The organism is Bacteroidales bacterium (assembly GCA_021157585.1).
Taxonomy (GTDB): domain Bacteria; phylum Bacteroidota; class Bacteroidia; order Bacteroidales; family UBA12170; genus UBA12170.
Genome location: JAGGWH010000164.1, coordinates 1 through 15,317, shown reverse-complemented (window position 1 = coordinate 15,317; position 15,317 = coordinate 1). Strand labels below are relative to the sequence as shown.

The 15,317-nt window shown below is 35.3% G+C and carries 14 protein-coding genes; 10 read left to right on the top strand and 4 right to left on the bottom strand.

The genetic code is table 11. From position 1 onward, the window contains the following. Positions 1-32: 32 nt before the first annotated feature. The 4 genes from J7K39_11575 to J7K39_11560 form a co-directional block, all read right to left on the bottom strand. On the bottom strand, positions 33-593 hold the full coding sequence (locus J7K39_11575) for a hypothetical protein (GenBank protein MCD6180531.1): 561 nt from the start codon (positions 591-593) through the stop codon (positions 33-35). 133 nt (positions 594-726) lie between these two features. Beyond that, complete coding sequence (locus J7K39_11570) at positions 727-909, bottom strand: hypothetical protein (protein MCD6180530.1); 183 nt, start codon at positions 907-909, stop codon at positions 727-729. Between the two features lie 105 nt (positions 910-1,014). Further along, entirely contained in the window at positions 1,015-1,467 is a 453-nt protein-coding gene (gene dtd, locus J7K39_11565; protein ID MCD6180529.1) for a D-tyrosyl-tRNA(Tyr) deacylase, read from the bottom strand. Between the two features lie 120 nt (positions 1,468-1,587). Next, positions 1,588-2,115, bottom strand: coding sequence for a DUF4252 domain-containing protein (locus J7K39_11560; protein ID MCD6180528.1), 528 nt, complete (start codon positions 2,113-2,115; stop codon positions 1,588-1,590). Positions 2,116-2,249: 134 nt separating this feature from the next. Between J7K39_11560 and J7K39_11555 the strand changes: the two genes are divergently transcribed. From J7K39_11555 to J7K39_11510, 10 genes are all read left to right on the top strand, one after another. Beyond that, positions 2,250-3,476, top strand: coding sequence for an efflux RND transporter periplasmic adaptor subunit (locus tag J7K39_11555; GenBank protein ID MCD6180527.1), 1,227 nt, complete (start codon positions 2,250-2,252; stop codon positions 3,474-3,476). Between the two features lie 17 nt (positions 3,477-3,493). Further along, positions 3,494-4,831 carry an ABC transporter permease gene (locus J7K39_11550; GenBank protein MCD6180526.1) on the top strand — a complete coding sequence of 446 codons (1,338 nt, stop codon included), beginning with the start codon at positions 3,494-3,496 and terminating at the stop codon, positions 4,829-4,831. 12 nt (positions 4,832-4,843) lie between these two features. Then, positions 4,844-6,328, top strand: a complete 1,485-nt coding sequence (locus tag J7K39_11545; GenBank protein ID MCD6180525.1) for a TolC family protein — start codon at positions 4,844-4,846, stop codon at positions 6,326-6,328. A gap of 111 nt (positions 6,329-6,439) precedes the next feature. Then, positions 6,440-7,075 carry a peroxiredoxin gene (locus tag J7K39_11540; protein ID MCD6180524.1) on the top strand — a complete coding sequence of 212 codons (636 nt, stop codon included), beginning with the start codon at positions 6,440-6,442 and terminating at the stop codon, positions 7,073-7,075. A 3-nt stretch (positions 7,076-7,078) separates the two neighbouring features. After that, on the top strand, positions 7,079-7,579 hold the full coding sequence (gene tpx / locus J7K39_11535) for a thiol peroxidase (GenBank protein MCD6180523.1): 501 nt from the start codon (positions 7,079-7,081) through the stop codon (positions 7,577-7,579). 278 nt (positions 7,580-7,857) lie between these two features. Next, positions 7,858-11,160, top strand: coding sequence for a hypothetical protein (locus J7K39_11530; protein ID MCD6180522.1), 3,303 nt, complete (start codon positions 7,858-7,860; stop codon positions 11,158-11,160). A gap of 198 nt (positions 11,161-11,358) precedes the next feature. Next, positions 11,359-12,297 (top strand): malate dehydrogenase, encoded by a 939-nt coding sequence (gene mdh / locus J7K39_11525; protein ID MCD6180521.1) that lies wholly within the window; start codon positions 11,359-11,361, stop codon positions 12,295-12,297. A gap of 347 nt (positions 12,298-12,644) precedes the next feature. Continuing rightward, positions 12,645-13,337 carry an NAD-dependent deacylase gene (locus J7K39_11520; GenBank protein MCD6180520.1) on the top strand — a complete coding sequence of 231 codons (693 nt, stop codon included), beginning with the start codon at positions 12,645-12,647 and terminating at the stop codon, positions 13,335-13,337. Continuing rightward, positions 13,330-13,827 carry a hypothetical protein gene (locus tag J7K39_11515; protein MCD6180519.1) on the top strand — a complete coding sequence of 166 codons (498 nt, stop codon included), beginning with the start codon at positions 13,330-13,332 and terminating at the stop codon, positions 13,825-13,827. Before J7K39_11520 ends, J7K39_11515 begins: the two co-directional genes overlap by 8 nt. Before the next feature lie 85 nt (positions 13,828-13,912). Further along, on the top strand, positions 13,913-15,317 hold a 1,405-nt coding region (locus tag J7K39_11510; protein ID MCD6180518.1), incomplete at its 3' end, for a thiamine pyrophosphate-dependent dehydrogenase E1 component subunit alpha.

Genomic DNA, 15,317 nt, shown 5'->3' with positions numbered 1-15,317 from the left:
GTTCCGTCTTTTTACTTTTTTATTTTGATATTTTATTTATCATCTTGAGGTACGCCAACAGTAATGTCTGCTGTAATGGAATAATTAAAGCTAATGGCAAAGCCTGTTTCGCTAACATGTCCTCCCAAGGTAATTGTTGCTGCATGAAGATCGTTAATAATATCAGAAACAACATCAAAATTTGGTAAACTAGAGTCTAATATAAACTCAGTAGTTCCATCAATTACTTGACGATCAGGAGAGTAGGTAAAGGAGTTTCCGGTTACGTCATCTGTAATGGTAAATGTTGCATCTAATAGCTCTAATCCAGCAGGAGACACAGAGTTGACAGAAATTTTAATTTCAGTAATATTAACTTCACGAATAAGTGATAAATATGGTGTTAATTCAGAATTTGCTCTGGGATTAATGGTTCCGGAACCACCAAATTCAATTCCCCCATCTTTTGTAGTTAATTCTGCAACATCAACATCTACGTCGAAGGTTACATCTTTTAGAGTTATTTCAAGCAAATCGGTAACTTTATCGCAAGAAACAAATGTTGCAGATACGGCTAAAGTTAAGACGAAAAATAAATACGTTAATTTTTTCATAATGTAGATTTTTGTATTATTTCAAATTGTTTGTTTCAAAAGTACTAAAAAAATATAGTTCGTTTCAAATTAATTTAAAAAGGTACGATACTAACTTGAATACGTTTGAAAATTAATAATAAATTAATAATATTTAGCCTGCTTGCATATTTTCAGCACCGGGTAAATGTCCTGTTAATTTTGAAGGATCGTGTATTAATACCGGAATATGCTGTGGACAAATCCAGTAGCTAATATTTTTAAACTCTAAATGTACCAAAGGCACTTCATCTTGATTTCTTTTGCAAAAAACGCAAACTTTTTCTGTATTTTCCATACTCTTCTTTATTATATTTTTTGCAAATATCTAAATATTTCCAGAAAAAGAGGTATTTGAATGCCTAAATATTTTGTTAATAAAAATTTAAAGTTATTTCAATAATTATTCTCTGTTCTTTGAGTCGATAGAAATAGTTACCGGACCATCGTTAATAAGCTCTACTTGCATATTGGCACCAAACTCACCTGTTTTAATTTCTGTTTGTAATAGTTTGTTTAATTCGCTTATAAAATTTTCATAAAGAGGAATGGCTTTATTTGGGTGTGCAGCACGAACGTACGATGGTCGAGCCCCTTTTTTAATGCTGGCATGCAATGTAAACTGACTGATAAGCAGTATTTCTCCTTCAATTTGATTGATAGAAAGATTCATAACACCTTGCTTATCATCAAAAATACGCAGCTTTATTATTTTTCCAATTAGCCATTCGGTATCGCTAAAATCATCAGCATCTTCTATACCTAATAAAATAAGCATTCCTTGACTGATTTTGGAAAATTCCTTGTTGTGAATTTTTACTGAGGCTTTTTTAACTCTTTGAATAATGATACGCATAATTTGCTTTTTGCGAAAATAGGAAAATCATAAGAGGTAAAAAAGTTAGAAGGTAAAAAGGTGACAAAGTGAAAATATTCTCACTTCATCATCCCCTTCACACTTTCACTTTCTCAAGTTTTATTTGTGTTCTTTTAACTTCTCAAGCTGTTCCAACCCTTCAATATTCATACTTCTTCCTATAGCTCCAATAGTGGCCAAGTCTATTTCTCCTTTTATAACAATTAATGCGTTTTCATCGTCTACGCCACCGGTGATTAGTAATAATTCGGTAATAATATCATTGTCTTCTTTTACCATAAATATAATATCAGTACCTTCTTCCTTTACTGTCATTAACTCTTTGTATTCTTTTTTTGGTAGCGATTTCATAACAACATCATAAAGGTTAACGCCACCGCTATTTACTGAGTCCATTGCCAAAATGCGAATACTATAAAGTTTCGAAATAGCTTCGCGAAATTCTTTGTTTTCAATAGAAGTGTCCATACGTGCTATCATCTCAAACATATATTTATTCATTGTTACCGAGGTAAAGCCGGTGGAGCCATTGTATTTGTCGAAAATTTTATCAACGGCTGTTTGTGCGCTAAGGTTTAAGCTGATGGCAAGAAATGCCGATATAAGTACTAATGTGATTTTTTTCATGGCTTTAAGTTTTATTTAAAAAATTGATTTCATATTTTATGACGCAAGCTTGCTGAAATCATTACAGATTAATATTTTTTATCGATAGCTTTTGTATCTTTGGATTCAAAACTTTTAAACCAAACCAATTAATCATGTCAAAAAAAAATTACACTATTGCAGCCGTTATTTTATTTGCAATTCTTTTAGTTTGGTGGATTGTTCCAAAAGCGGGCTCTTCAGATAGTATTCTTGTTAAAGCAGAACAGGGAGAGTTTATAATCAGTGTTACTACAACTGGTGAGTTAGATTCAAAGTTCTCTACAGAAATTAATGGTCCTCTGAATTTACAAAGCATAGGAATTTATACTGATATAAAATTAGAGAGTATTATTCCGGAAGGAACGGTGGTGGATTCAGGTGCTTTTATAGCTAGCCTTGATAAAACCGTTGTGATGAATCGGGTAGATGCTATTGATGCAGATATAGAAAAATTAAACACCCAAATAACCAATTCTAAATTAGATTCTGCTTTAACTCTACGTTCGGCACGTGATAATATTGTTAATTTACGTTACTCGACAGAGGAGCTAGCACTTGAAGTAGAAAATTCAAGATTTGAAGCTCCTGCTATACAGCGGCAAGCAGAGATAAACCTGGAAAAAGCTGAGCGTAACTACAAACAAGCAGTAGAAGCCTATCTTTTACGCAAGGAAAAAGAAGAAACAACCATTCAGCAGGTTATGATTGATTTGAAAAAGAAAAAAAATGTGCGCCGTCAGACCATGGCAATTTTAAGAGAATTTACAATCAAAGCGCCACAACAAGGAATGGTTATTTATGCCAAAACTCGTAGAGGCGAAAAAATAGAAACCGGTTCTATGATTAGCCCTTGGCGTCCTGTAATTGCTCAATTACCCGATTTAACACGTATGTTAGTCAAAACCTACGTCAATGAAATTGATATTAGTAAAGTAAAAGTAGGGCAAAAAGTAGAGATTGGTGTTGATGCTTTCCCCGGAAAAGAATTGAAAGGAGAGGTTGTTGAAGTTGCTAATATTGGAGAAGAGTTGCGTAATTCTAGTGCTAATGTTTTTGAGGTTACTATTGATGTGGAAGGATCGGATGAGAGTCTGCGTCCGGCTATGACTACTAAAAATGTAATTATTACTGAAGTTCTTGATGATGTAGTTTATATTCCTTTAGAGTGTTTGTATGTACAGGATAGTACTCAGTTTATTTATGTTAAAGGTTCTAAAAGAATAGTGGAAACAGGAAAAAGTAATGACAATAGCATTGTGATTATAAAAGGTATAGATGCCGGTGACGAATTATATCTTCTTCCTCCTGAAGGGGCAAATGAATGGAAGATTAAAAATTAATTTGTAATACTTTTAATATGAATAGATTCAAATTAAAATGGGATAAGTACTTGCTTGTCCTCAGTATTGCATCCAAAGCTATTTTAGAGAATAAAGTTCGCTCATTGTTAACAGCTTTAGGGATAATTTTTGGCGTTGCAGCTGTTATTTCTATGCTCGCCATAGGAAATGGAGCTAAGAAAGAAGTACTCGATCAAATGAAATTAGTTGGAGTTAACAATATTGTTATTACTCCTCGTTTGCTACGTGCCGAACAAACTGCTGATGAAGATAATCAAGAAAACGATTTAGCTAAAGCTAAACTTTCTTCGGGCTTAAATCTTAAAGAAGCTGCCGCAATGAAGGAAATTATCCCAACTATTATTAGAGTGTCTCCGGAGGTAACTAACGAAACCATTGTGATTTATGAGAATAAAAGTATTGCCGGTGATTTTACCGGCGTTACTCCCGATTTTTTTGAAGTATATAGTCTTGACATCATTAAAGGTCAGCTTTTTAATGAAAAGCATTATGAGTATGGCGAGCAGGTTTGTATTATCGGTCATAAGATAAAATCGCGACTATTTCCTACAGAAGAGGCTATTGGAAAGCAAATTAAATGTGGAGATGTATGGTTGCGTGTTATCGGCGTTCTGAAAAGTCGAGGAATTGACTCCGGAGATGGTAACTTGGGAATCGATGATTTTAATATGAATGTTTATGCTCCCATTCAAACGGCACTTTTACGCTTTAACGATAGATCGGTTATTAGTAAATCCAGTTTGGTTTCGGGAAGAAATAATAATGAAACAAACGATAATAATAGAAATCAGCTTGATAAAATAGTGGTTCAGGTAAAAGAAGCCGAACAGTTGCAAGCCACGGCAAATGTACTTCAACGTATGTTGGAAAGGCGACATGCCGGAGCCAAAGATTTTAGAGTTATTGTCCCCGAACTTTTACTGAAACAAGAGCAAAAAACACGTAATATTTTTAATATTGTGTTGGGGGCTATTGCAAGTATATCTTTAATTGTAGGTGGTATTGGGATTATGAATATTATGCTTGCTTCTGTAATGGAGCGTATACGCGAAATAGGAGTGAGGCGCGCTATTGGCGCAACTCAAAGCGATGTTATTCTCCAGTTTTTAACCGAAGCTACTTTAATTTCTGTTTTTGGTGGAATTATTGGAATATTTTTGGGTTTAATCATCGCGTTTTTAATTACGCAGCTAACGGGAATTCTAACCATAGTATCTGTATTTTCAATATTAATTTCTTTTGGAGTTTCGGCAGGAATTGGTGTTCTCTTTGGCTATATGCCGGCAAAAAAAGCCGCATTACAAGATCCTGTAACTTCTTTGCGTCACGAATAAAAAAATAGACACATGCAAACTAAAATAATTGCTTTTATAATTTTATTTAGCCTGAGTTTTTCATTAAATACTGAGGCACAGCTACGCAATTTAACGTTGGAAGATGTTATAAATATTGCTAAAAAACAATCGCCCGATGCACTTATTGCTCAACATCAATTGCGTGCTAGTTATTGGGAGTTTAAAACATTTAAACGCAGCTTATTGCCAAGTTTAAGTTTTGATGGTACTATTCCATCTATTAATAGAGCATTCAAAGCTTATACTTCGTCCACCGGAACCGAGGCATATGTTGAGCAAAGCTATACTTCTTATTCGGGTAATCTTCGTTTGAACAAGGTTGTTGGTTTAACGGGAGGTAACATTTTTCTTTCTAGCGGCTTGCAAAGAGTAGATAATTTCTATGATACTTTAGTTACAAATAATTATTTGTCAACTCCAATAAATATTGGATTCCGACAGCCTCTTTTCAATTTTAACCCATATAAATGGAATAAACAAATTGAACCGATGAAGTTTAAAGTGGCCAAACGAAATTATTTGGAAAAGGTAGAAGAGGTTTCTTTAACTTCGGTAAACTACTTTTTTAATTTGCTTTTGGCACAGGTAAGCCAGCGTGTTGCTCAAATAAATGTTTCAAATTACGACACTTTATATAAAATAGCACAAGGCAGATATGTTTCAGGTAAGATTGCCGAAAATGATTTACTTCAGCTTGAGCTTAATTTTTTAAATGCGCAATCGGCACTCGAAAAAGCTAATTTGGAATTGGAAAATGCATCTTTTCGTTTAAAGTCTTTTCTTCGTTTGCAGGACAATGAAAATATTCGTTTAGTGGTGCCTAAACCCGATAAATTTACTAAAGTTGATTACGAATTTGCTCTGGAACAAGCAATGAACAATAGTTCGGAAATTATTGATTTTGAAAAGCGATTGCTGGAATCTAGGGCAAGTGTTAACAAAGCAAAATCGGAAAATGGCTTTAATGCTAATTTGTATGCTGTCTTTGGTTTAATGGGTAATGCTTTTACATTAGGAGATTCTTATATCAAACCCGGCGATCAGCAACAGCTAAGCATCAGTTTGGAAGTGCCTATTTTGGATTGGGGTATGCGAAAAGGACAAGTGAAAATGGCTGAAAGTAATGCCGATTTGGTTCAAACTTCGGTAGAGCAGGAGCGACTGGATTTTAGTCAGAATATTTTCCTTCGAGTATCAGAATACAATATGCAGCAAAATCAATTGGTTATTGCGGCAAAAAGCGACACGGTTGCGGCAAAAAGTTATACTGCATCTAAGAATAGGTATTTGATTGGAAAGATTTCGGTAACAGATCTTAATATTGCCCAAACAGAAAAGGATAAGGCAACTATTGCGCATATTAGAGCACTTCAAACATTTTGGAGAAATTATTTTGAGTTAAGGAAAATGACTTTATACGATTTCGATAAGCAGGAGTTGTTAGATGTCGACTTTAATCAGATTTTCTCAGATTAAAATTATAATCAGGTATCGAAGTGCTTAAATTATTTTTAAAATAGTGTAAGTACAATTACTTTTTGTAATTTTGTGTTTTTAAAAATGTAATCAAATAAAAATTAAATAATTATGTCAGTATTAGTTGGGCGTAAAGCCCCTTTATTTGAAGCCACTGCCGTTGTTAATGGTGGCGAGATAGTGGAGAAATTTTCTTTACAGCAATTTATTGGTAAAAAGCATGTGATTTTCTTTTTCTATCCACTAGACTTCACATTCGTTTGTCCTACCGAAATTCTTGCTTTTCAAGAGAGAATGGAAGATTTTGAAAAACGTAATGTTGCAGTTGTTGGATGTTCGGTAGATTCTGAACATAGCCATTGGGCTTGGTTAAATACCGAATTAAAAGACGGTGGTATTAAAGGAGTTAAATACCCTTTAATTTCTGATTTATCTAAAACTATTTCCGAGAATTATGATGTATTAGCAGGTGATTATGACTATGATGAAGAAAATGATCTTTCTTTATTTGATGGTGATGCTGTTGCTTATCGCGGATTATTTTTAATTGACAAGCAAGGTGTTGTTCGTCATCAAGTTGTAAACGATTTGCCTCTTGGTCGTAGTATCGATGAAGCTTTACGTATGGTTGATGCCTTACAGTATTTTGAAGAGCATGGCGAAGTTTGTCCTGCTAACTGGAAACAAGGTGATGAAGCTATGACTGCTACTCATGCAGGTGTTGCCGAATATCTTGCAAAAAAATAAGTTATGGCAGATATAACTTTAAAAGGAAATAAGATTCATACTTTGGGGAATTTACCTGAAGTAGGAAGTGTTTTGCCAAACTTTCTTTTGGTGAAAAACGATTTGTCGAATGCAGCCTTAGCCGATTATGCTGGAAAACGCTTGGTGTTAAATATTTTTCCAAGTCTGGATACCGGTACTTGTGCGGCTTCTGTTCGCTATTTTAATCAAGCAGCATCTTCATTAGAAAATACTGTAGTTTTATGTATTTCTAAAGATTTACCTTTTGCGCAAGCGCGTTTTTGCGGTGCCGAAGGATTAGATAAAGTAGAAACACTTTCTGATTTTCGCACAGGCGATTTTGGTAGAGATTATAAAGTAGAGATAATAGATGGCCCTTTGGCCGGTTTGGAATCTCGCGCTGTAATTGTTGCTGATGAAAATGGTAAAGTTATCTATACTCAACAAGTTCCGGAAATTGTTGACGAACCTGATTATGTGCCTGTTTTAGCGGCTTTGAAATAATTGTTTTTTTTAAATAAATATACTAACCCGTCAGGTTTTTAAAACTTGACGGGTTTTTTGTTTCCTTTTTTTCATGCCAATTATTAATCGAAGAAGAAAGCATCTTGTTCAGCTAAAAACTTCTTATTGCATTTGAAGTGAGGGACAATGTTAAGCCTCTGCTTTAATTTGATAATCATCACTCTTTACCTTTACCCTCTCTCTTTGTCTCTCAATTTCTCTCCGTCACCCGTCACTTTTTTCGTATCTTCCCCCATTATTAATTAACCAATTAAACAATGAGAAATTTCAACCTAAAATCAATCATTTTGTTACTTGCATTGATTGTTGCTGTTCCGCAACTTTATGCACAACGAAAAAACAAAAAGAAGAAAACACAAACCGAAGATGCAATTAGTAAACTGTCTTTAAATACTTTTAAATACAGAAGCATTGGACCAGCTTTAACCTCCGGTCGTATTGCCGATTTAGCGGTAAACCCTGATAATATCAGTGAGTTTTATGTAGCTGCCGCAGCTGGTGGCGTCTGGAAAACAACCAATGCAGGAATTACGTTTAAACCTGTTTTTGAAAACGAAGGTTCTTATTCTATCGGATGTATCACTATGGATCCAAACAACCACAATGTTATTTGGGTTGGAACAGGTGAAAACAATAATCAACGTTCTGTTTCTTTTGGTGATGGTGTTTATAAGTCGGAAGATGGTGGAGAAAGCTGGACCAATATGGGTTTGGAGAGCTCTGAGCATATTGGAATGATTAGTGTCGATCCTAATAATTCAGATGTGGTTTATGTTGCAGCTTACGGTCCGGTTTGGAGTGTTGGTGGTGAGCGTGGAATATATAAAACTACCGATGGAGGAAAAAATTGGGAGCGTATTTTGTTTGTCAGCGATATGACTGGATTTAATGAAATTCATTTGGATCCAAGAGACAGTAAAGTTTTGTACGCAACTGCTCATCAGCGTATCCGCAAACAATGGACTTATTTAGGTGGTGGACCAGAATCAGGGATTTATAAATCTACGGATGGCGGTGCAAGCTGGAATAAAATTAATAAGGGATTGCCATCGGGCGATAAAGGGAGAATAGGAATGGCTATTTCTCCTGCCAATCCTGAAATTATTTATGCTATTGTTGAAGCGCAAAGAGGTCAAGGTGGTTTTTATAAAAGCACAAATCGTGGAGCAAGTTGGCAAAAGATGAATAGTGTTTCTACAAGTGGAAATTATTATCAAGAAGTGGTTCCAGACCCCGTGGACGAAAACAGAGTTTATCTCAATAATACTTTCACTCAGGTTTCTATTGATGGAGGAAAAACTTTTGAAGATCGTGGAGAGCGAAGCAAGCATTACGATAATCACGCTTTGTGGATCGACCCAAATAATCCTTTGCATCATATAGAAGGAACAGATGGTGGTGTTTATGAAACTTTTGATAGAGGTGATACTTGGCGTTTCTTTACCAATTTACCAGTAACCCAGTTTTATAAAGTTACTGTTGATAATGCTTATCCATTTTATAATGTGGCTGGTGGTACACAAGATAATTATAGCCTTGTTGGTCCTTCACAAAATCTTTCTGATCATGGTGTACATTCCTACGAATGGTTAGTTACTGTAACCGGTGATGGTTTTGAGTCGGCTATTGATCCAAAAAATCCAAATATTGTTTATGCTCAAGCACAATATGGGAGTCTTGAACGTGTTGATAAGAAAAGTGGAGAATCTGTAAGCATAACACCAAAAGCGCGCAAGGGAGAAGCGCAATATAATTTCAATTGGGATGCTCCGCTTTTAATCAGTTCGCACGATCATAAAACATTGTATTTTGCGGCAAATAAATTGTTTAAAAGTACAGATAGAGGCGATTCTTGGGAAGTGATTTCTGGGGAACTCGATCAAAATATAGATCGGAATAAATGGCCTTTAATGGGCAAATGGTGGCCAATGGATGCTGTGGCTAAAAATGGTTCAACATCACGTTACGGTTCTGTTGTTTCTTTGGATGAATCTCGTTTACAACAAGGATTAATTTATGCCGGAACTGATGATGGTCAAATCAATATTACTGAAGATGATGGAAAAACCTGGCGTAAAGTGAATAGTTTTCCAGGCGTTCCTGCCAATACTTATGTCTATGATTTGATTGCTTCCAAACACGATGTAAATGTAGTTTATGCAGTTTTTAATAATCATAAAAGTGGTGATTTTAAACCTTATGTATATCGTAGTGCGGATAAAGGAAAAACGTGGACAAATATTTCATCAAATCTACCAGAAAAAGGTGCTGTGTATGCTTTAGAACAAGATCATATCAAAGCTAATATATTATTTGCAGGTACAGAATATGGTGTATTTGTAAGTTTGGACGAAGGGAAAAACTGGAAGAAATTTTCAACCGGATTGCCAACTATAAACGTACGTGATATGGCTATTCAAGAACGTGAAAACGATTTGGTTTTAGCCACTTTTGGCCGTGGGTTCTACATTCTTCATAATTATGCTCCATTACGTGAGCTGACAAATGAAGTACTGGATAAAGAAGCTTATTTATTTAATATTAAAGATGGTAAAATGTTTAAAACTTGGCGTCCACTTGGGTGGTTGGGAAGTAAAGAAAAAGGTTTCCAAGGCGAAACATTTTATACCACACCTAACCCAAAGGTAGGCGTTGAATTCATAAGCTGGATTAAAGAAGGTTCAAGCAGCTTAAAATCTGAACGTCAGAAAAAGGAAAAAACAGCTTTTAAAGAAGGAAAATTAATTCTTTATCCAACATTGGAAGAATATAAAGCCGAAAAAGAGGAGCAAGATGATTATTTAATTTATACTATTGAGAATGAAGATGGCGATTTCATTCGTGAATTGCGTGCTCCATTAAAAGCAGGTTTAAACAAAATATTATGGGATATGGAATATCCATCTACCGGTTTAGTGAGTGAGAATGATGCTTCTCAAAGCAAAGGACTTTCATCTGCCGGTATTTTTGTTGTGCCGGGTAAATATCGGGTTAGTCTGAGTAAAAACGAAAATGGTGTAATTACAAAACTAACAGCTCCTAAATCATTTGAATTAAAAGAAATAAATAACAGAAGTCTTCCTGCAGAAAATCGTGAAGAGCTGGTTACTTTTAAACAAAAAGCACTGAAATTAAATAATGCAATTTCAGCGGTAAATATGGAGTTGCGCGGTTTGAATAAAAAAATTAATCCGTATAAAGCTGCAACTAAAGGACTTTCTGGAACAAAGGCTGTAAATTTATTTAAAGAGATTATGGAACTTGAGAAGAGCCTCTTAAAACTTCAGATTATTATGAATGGTGATAGTGATTATGCTGTACTTGATTTAGATGAAATGCTAAGTTTAAGGAGGAGAGCAAGTAGTGCCATTTACGATATTTACAATTCAACATCAAATATTCCGGATTCTGCAAAAAAGAATTTTAAAATCGCTTCTGATGATTTTAGCATTTTACTTCAAAAAGTAAAATCTTTAAAGCTTAAATTTGATGAGATGGATAAAAAATTAGATGAGCTTGGTGCCCCAATTACCGAAGGTAGAATACCCGATTGGAAATAAAATCTTAAAGAGAATTCCTATCTCGTAACAGACTGGAATTCTCTTATTTTTATATCAGCGGTTTATCAAAGCATCTATTTATATCAGTTCAAATTATGATTTATAGCTATTATAAATCTTATGCATACATTACAAATTTGGCTATCTTTGTTTTGTAGAAATAAAATCTTTTAAAAAAACCTATAAAAATCTATAAAAATGAGTAAAATTACCGTTGTTGGAGCAGGAAATGTTGGTGCTACAGTTGCCGATACCCTAGCACAAAATGAAATTGCTAATGAGATTGTTATTATCGATATTAAAGAGAATTTTGCAGAAGGTAAAGCTCTTGATATGTGGGAAACTTCTCCTATTCGCTTATCTGATTCAAGAATAATTGGATCTACAAATGACTATTCTAAAACAGCAAATTCTGATGTAGTTGTTATTACTTCAGGAATGCCTCGTAAACCGGGTATGAGTAGAGACGATTTAATTTCTACTAATGCTAAAATTGTTAAGTCGGTTACAGAAAATGTTGTAAAACATTCTCCTGATGCAATTATTGTGATTGTAGCTAATCCTCTTGATGTTATGACTTATGCAGCTTTCTTAACTTCGAAAAAGTCAAGAAATAAAGTATTTGGTATGGCCGGTATTTTAGATACAGCTCGTTATCGTTCTTTCTTAGCAGAAGAATTAAATGTGTCTCCTAAAGATATTCAAGCATTATTGATGGGTGGTCATGGCGATACTATGGTTCCACTACCACGTTATACCACTGTTGCCGGTATTCCCGTAACTCAACTTATAGATGCTGATAAATTAGATGCTATTGTTGCTAGAACTAAAGGAGGTGGCGGAGAAATCGTTAAACTTTTAGGTACTTCTGCTTGGTATGCTCCGGGACAAGCTGCTGCTCAAATGTGCGAAGCTATTATTAAAGACCAAAAAAGAATCTTCCCTGTTTGTACTATGTTAGAAGGTGAATACGGACAAGAAAATGTTGCTCTTGGTGTTCCTGTTAAATTAGGTAAAAACGGTATTGAGCAAATTCTTGAAGTTGAACTTGATGAAGCTGAACAAGCATTATTAGACAGCTCTTCTGTTGCCGTTAAAGAGGTTATGAAAGTTTTAGACGATATGAAACTGTTCTAATCATTCTAAACATAATATTTGGAAGCCTTCCTGCCTTTGTAGGAAGGCTTTTTTTTACGCTGAGCGAAGCCGAAGTGTTACGTTGAGCGAAGCCGAAGCGTTACGTTGAGTTTATCGAAGTATACACTGAGCCTGTTTACACTGAGCTCGTCGAAGTGTCGATGTGCCGAAGCCTTATTTTTGGGGATTAACTTTTTGGGCTAAAGCCCGATTTGTCACACATTGTATTACCCCTGACTTAAGTCAGGGGTAATTGATAAATTCAGGTTCTGGGCTTTAGCCAAACAATACAAAACCCTGTTTTTTGGTTTTATATTACTTCTGCAATTTCTTTATCTTTGTTTTAAATGAAAAAAATAATTATTTTAAGTGGAGCAGGCATAAGTGCTGAAAGTGGAATCTCCACTTTTCGTGATGCTAATGGTTTATGGCGTAATCACCGTATCGAAGAAGTAGCAAGTCCAATTGCCTGGCAAAACGATATGAATTTGGTCTTGGAGTTTTATAATATCCGAAGAAAGCAACTTTTTGAGGTAGAGCCTAATGCCGGACATCAAGCTTTAGTCGATTTGGAAAAATATTTCGATGTGGAGATAGTAACCCAAAATGTAGATGATTTGCACGAAAGAGCAGGGTCTTCAAAAGTTCTTCATCTACACGGTGAACTCAAAAAAGTGAGAAGTACAGTGGATGAAAATCTGGTCTATGAACTCAAGCATTGGGAATTGAAAAAAGGGGATTTATGCGAAAAAGGCTCTCAACTTCGCCCTCATATTGTTTGGTTTGGCGAAGCTGTTCCTAATATCTCAATAGCTGCTTCTATTGTCCGACAAGCAGATATTTTAATCATTGTTGGTACTTCCCTGGTGGTTTATCCGGCAGCTGGACTAATTGATTATGTACCTGAAGATACGCCTGTTTTTTATGTCGACCCCAATGCTGAACAACAAGCTTATCGATCTAATCTCACTACGATTGCTGAAAAAGCGGGCATCGGTTTACCCAAACTAGTAGAACAGCTAATTCGTGATTATGCCTAAGCAAATTATTATTTTATCAGGAGAACAAGGAGAAGGCAAAACTACGCGTTGCATAGAAATTGTAAGTCAACTTAAAGCTAAAGGAGAGAGTGTTGGAGGCTTTATTGCTCAAGGTTTTTGGGAAAACAATGTCCGTTCCGGATTCAATTTGATAGATATTCAAACTAATCAAGAAATATCTTTTGCCAGAAGAGATTCAATAGAAAGTTGGATAAAAATTAAGACCTTTTATTTTAATCCCAAAGCAATTCAAGAAGGAGAAAGAATTTTGCGCTTGGCTACTCAGGAAAACGACTGGATTATTTTGGATGAAATTGGCAACTTGGATATAAAAGGTCATTTGTGGGCTTCTATTTTTACGGACTTAATTAAAACACCGAATAAGAATTGGATTATTTGCGTTCGCGATATTTTTGTGGATGAGGTAATCCGGCATTGGCAAATGCAGCATGTTAGCGTGCTTCAATTAAAAGAGAATTTCGTTTTTTAAAGCCTCGTTTTCTGGTGAATTAAGACTTCTGTAAAAGCCCGATAATTTTCTGTACTTTTGCAGGACTTATTTAGAATGAATTTAAATGACTAAAATTAAAAATAAATATATAAACGACTATAAATCAGAAGTTTTAAACGATTTTTATATTGCCAACTTAAGTCGGCAACTGAGCCTTTTGGGCCGTAGAGAAGTCCTAACAGGAAAAGCTAAATTTGGCATTTTTGGCGATGGAAAAGAAATTCCACAACTGGCAATGGCCAAGGTTTTTCAAAAAGGCGATTGGCGTTCAGGATACTACCGCGATCAAACATTTATGCTTGCCGCTGGGATGATGGAGCCCGAAGAGTTTTTCGCTCAACTGTATGGCGATACGAATACAAAGAATAGTCCTGCCAATGGTGGACGTTTGATGAACAATCATTTTGCCACACGTAGTTTAGATGAAAATGGGCAGTGGAAGAATTTGATGGAACAAAAAAATTCCAGTGCAGATATTTCGCCTACTGCTGGGCAAATGCCTCGTTTATTGGGATTGGCTTTAGCCTCTAAATTATTTAAAGAGAATACGGATTTGCATGCCTTTGATTCCTTTACTCATAAAGGAAACGAAGTAGCTTTTGGAACTATTGGTGACTCTTCAACTTCCGAAGGCCATTTTTGGGAAACTATCAATGCTGCGGGTGTAATGCAAGTCCCAATGGCTATTTCTGTTTGGGACGATGGTTGGGGAATTTCAGTTCCCAATAAATATCAAACAACCAAACAAAATATTTCTGAAGTTTTGAGTGGTTTCGAAAATAACGAAAAAGGAAAAGGCTTTAAAATATTAAAAGGAAAAGCTTGGGATTATGCCAATTTGGTGGAAATCTACAAAGAGGGAATCGATCATTGTCGTGCAGAACATAATCCTGTTTTGTTTCACATTACCGAAGTTACACAGCCGCAAGGGCATTCCACATCGGGTTCGCACGAACGTTATAAATCGGAAGAACGATTGCAGTGGGAAAAAGATTTTGATGGGATTTTGCGTATGCGCGAATGGATTATTGAACAAGGAATAGCTTCATCAGAAGAATTGAATGAAATAGAAAATAATTCCAAAAAGCGAGCAAAAGAAGCCAAGAAAACAGCTTGGAAAGCTAACCTCAATCCCATCAAAAAAGAACGTGATGAGTTTTTGGAGGTTGCTAATATTGCGACTTGCCACTGTAGTAAAACACCTCAAATAGATAAAATAAAAAAGGATTTAGCCATTTTAGGCGAGCCTTTACGAAAAGATATTATTTCCTCGGCTAGAAAGATTTTACGTTTGGTTTGCGATAGCTGTAGCGATCCCGAACATTCTTTAAAAGCAAATATTACACTTTGGCTGGAAAAGCAAATGGCTGAGAATGCTTATCGTTATAATTCTTTTTTATACAGTCAAACCAATGAAGCTGCGACTTTAATTCAAGAAGTTCCAGCGCTATATTCCAAAGATTCTAAAT

Excerpts from the sequence above, each read along its gene's own strand:
- J7K39_11545 (MCD6180525.1), top strand. The coding sequence starts at position 4,844 with ATGCAAACTAAAATAATTGCTTTTATAATTTTATTTAGCCTGAGTTTT.
- J7K39_11575 (MCD6180531.1), bottom strand. The coding sequence starts at position 593 with ATGAAAAAATTAACGTATTTATTTTTCGTCTTAACTTTAGCCGTATCT.
- J7K39_11560 (MCD6180528.1), bottom strand. The coding sequence starts at position 2,115 with ATGAAAAAAATCACATTAGTACTTATATCGGCATTTCTTGCCATCAGC.
- tpx (MCD6180523.1), top strand. The coding sequence starts at position 7,079 with ATGGCAGATATAACTTTAAAAGGAAATAAGATTCATACTTTGGGGAAT.
- J7K39_11550 (MCD6180526.1), top strand. The coding sequence starts at position 3,494 with ATGAATAGATTCAAATTAAAATGGGATAAGTACTTGCTTGTCCTCAGT.
- dtd (MCD6180529.1), bottom strand. The coding sequence starts at position 1,467 with ATGCGTATCATTATTCAAAGAGTTAAAAAAGCCTCAGTAAAAATTCAC.
- J7K39_11540 (MCD6180524.1), top strand. The coding sequence starts at position 6,440 with ATGTCAGTATTAGTTGGGCGTAAAGCCCCTTTATTTGAAGCCACTGCC.
- J7K39_11515 (MCD6180519.1), top strand. The coding sequence starts at position 13,330 with ATGCCTAAGCAAATTATTATTTTATCAGGAGAACAAGGAGAAGGCAAA.
- J7K39_11520 (MCD6180520.1), top strand. The coding sequence starts at position 12,645 with ATGAAAAAAATAATTATTTTAAGTGGAGCAGGCATAAGTGCTGAAAGT.
- J7K39_11530 (MCD6180522.1), top strand. The coding sequence starts at position 7,858 with ATGAGAAATTTCAACCTAAAATCAATCATTTTGTTACTTGCATTGATT.
- mdh (MCD6180521.1), top strand. The coding sequence starts at position 11,359 with ATGAGTAAAATTACCGTTGTTGGAGCAGGAAATGTTGGTGCTACAGTT.
- J7K39_11570 (MCD6180530.1), bottom strand. The coding sequence starts at position 909 with ATGGAAAATACAGAAAAAGTTTGCGTTTTTTGCAAAAGAAATCAAGAT.
- J7K39_11555 (MCD6180527.1), top strand. The coding sequence starts at position 2,250 with ATGTCAAAAAAAAATTACACTATTGCAGCCGTTATTTTATTTGCAATT.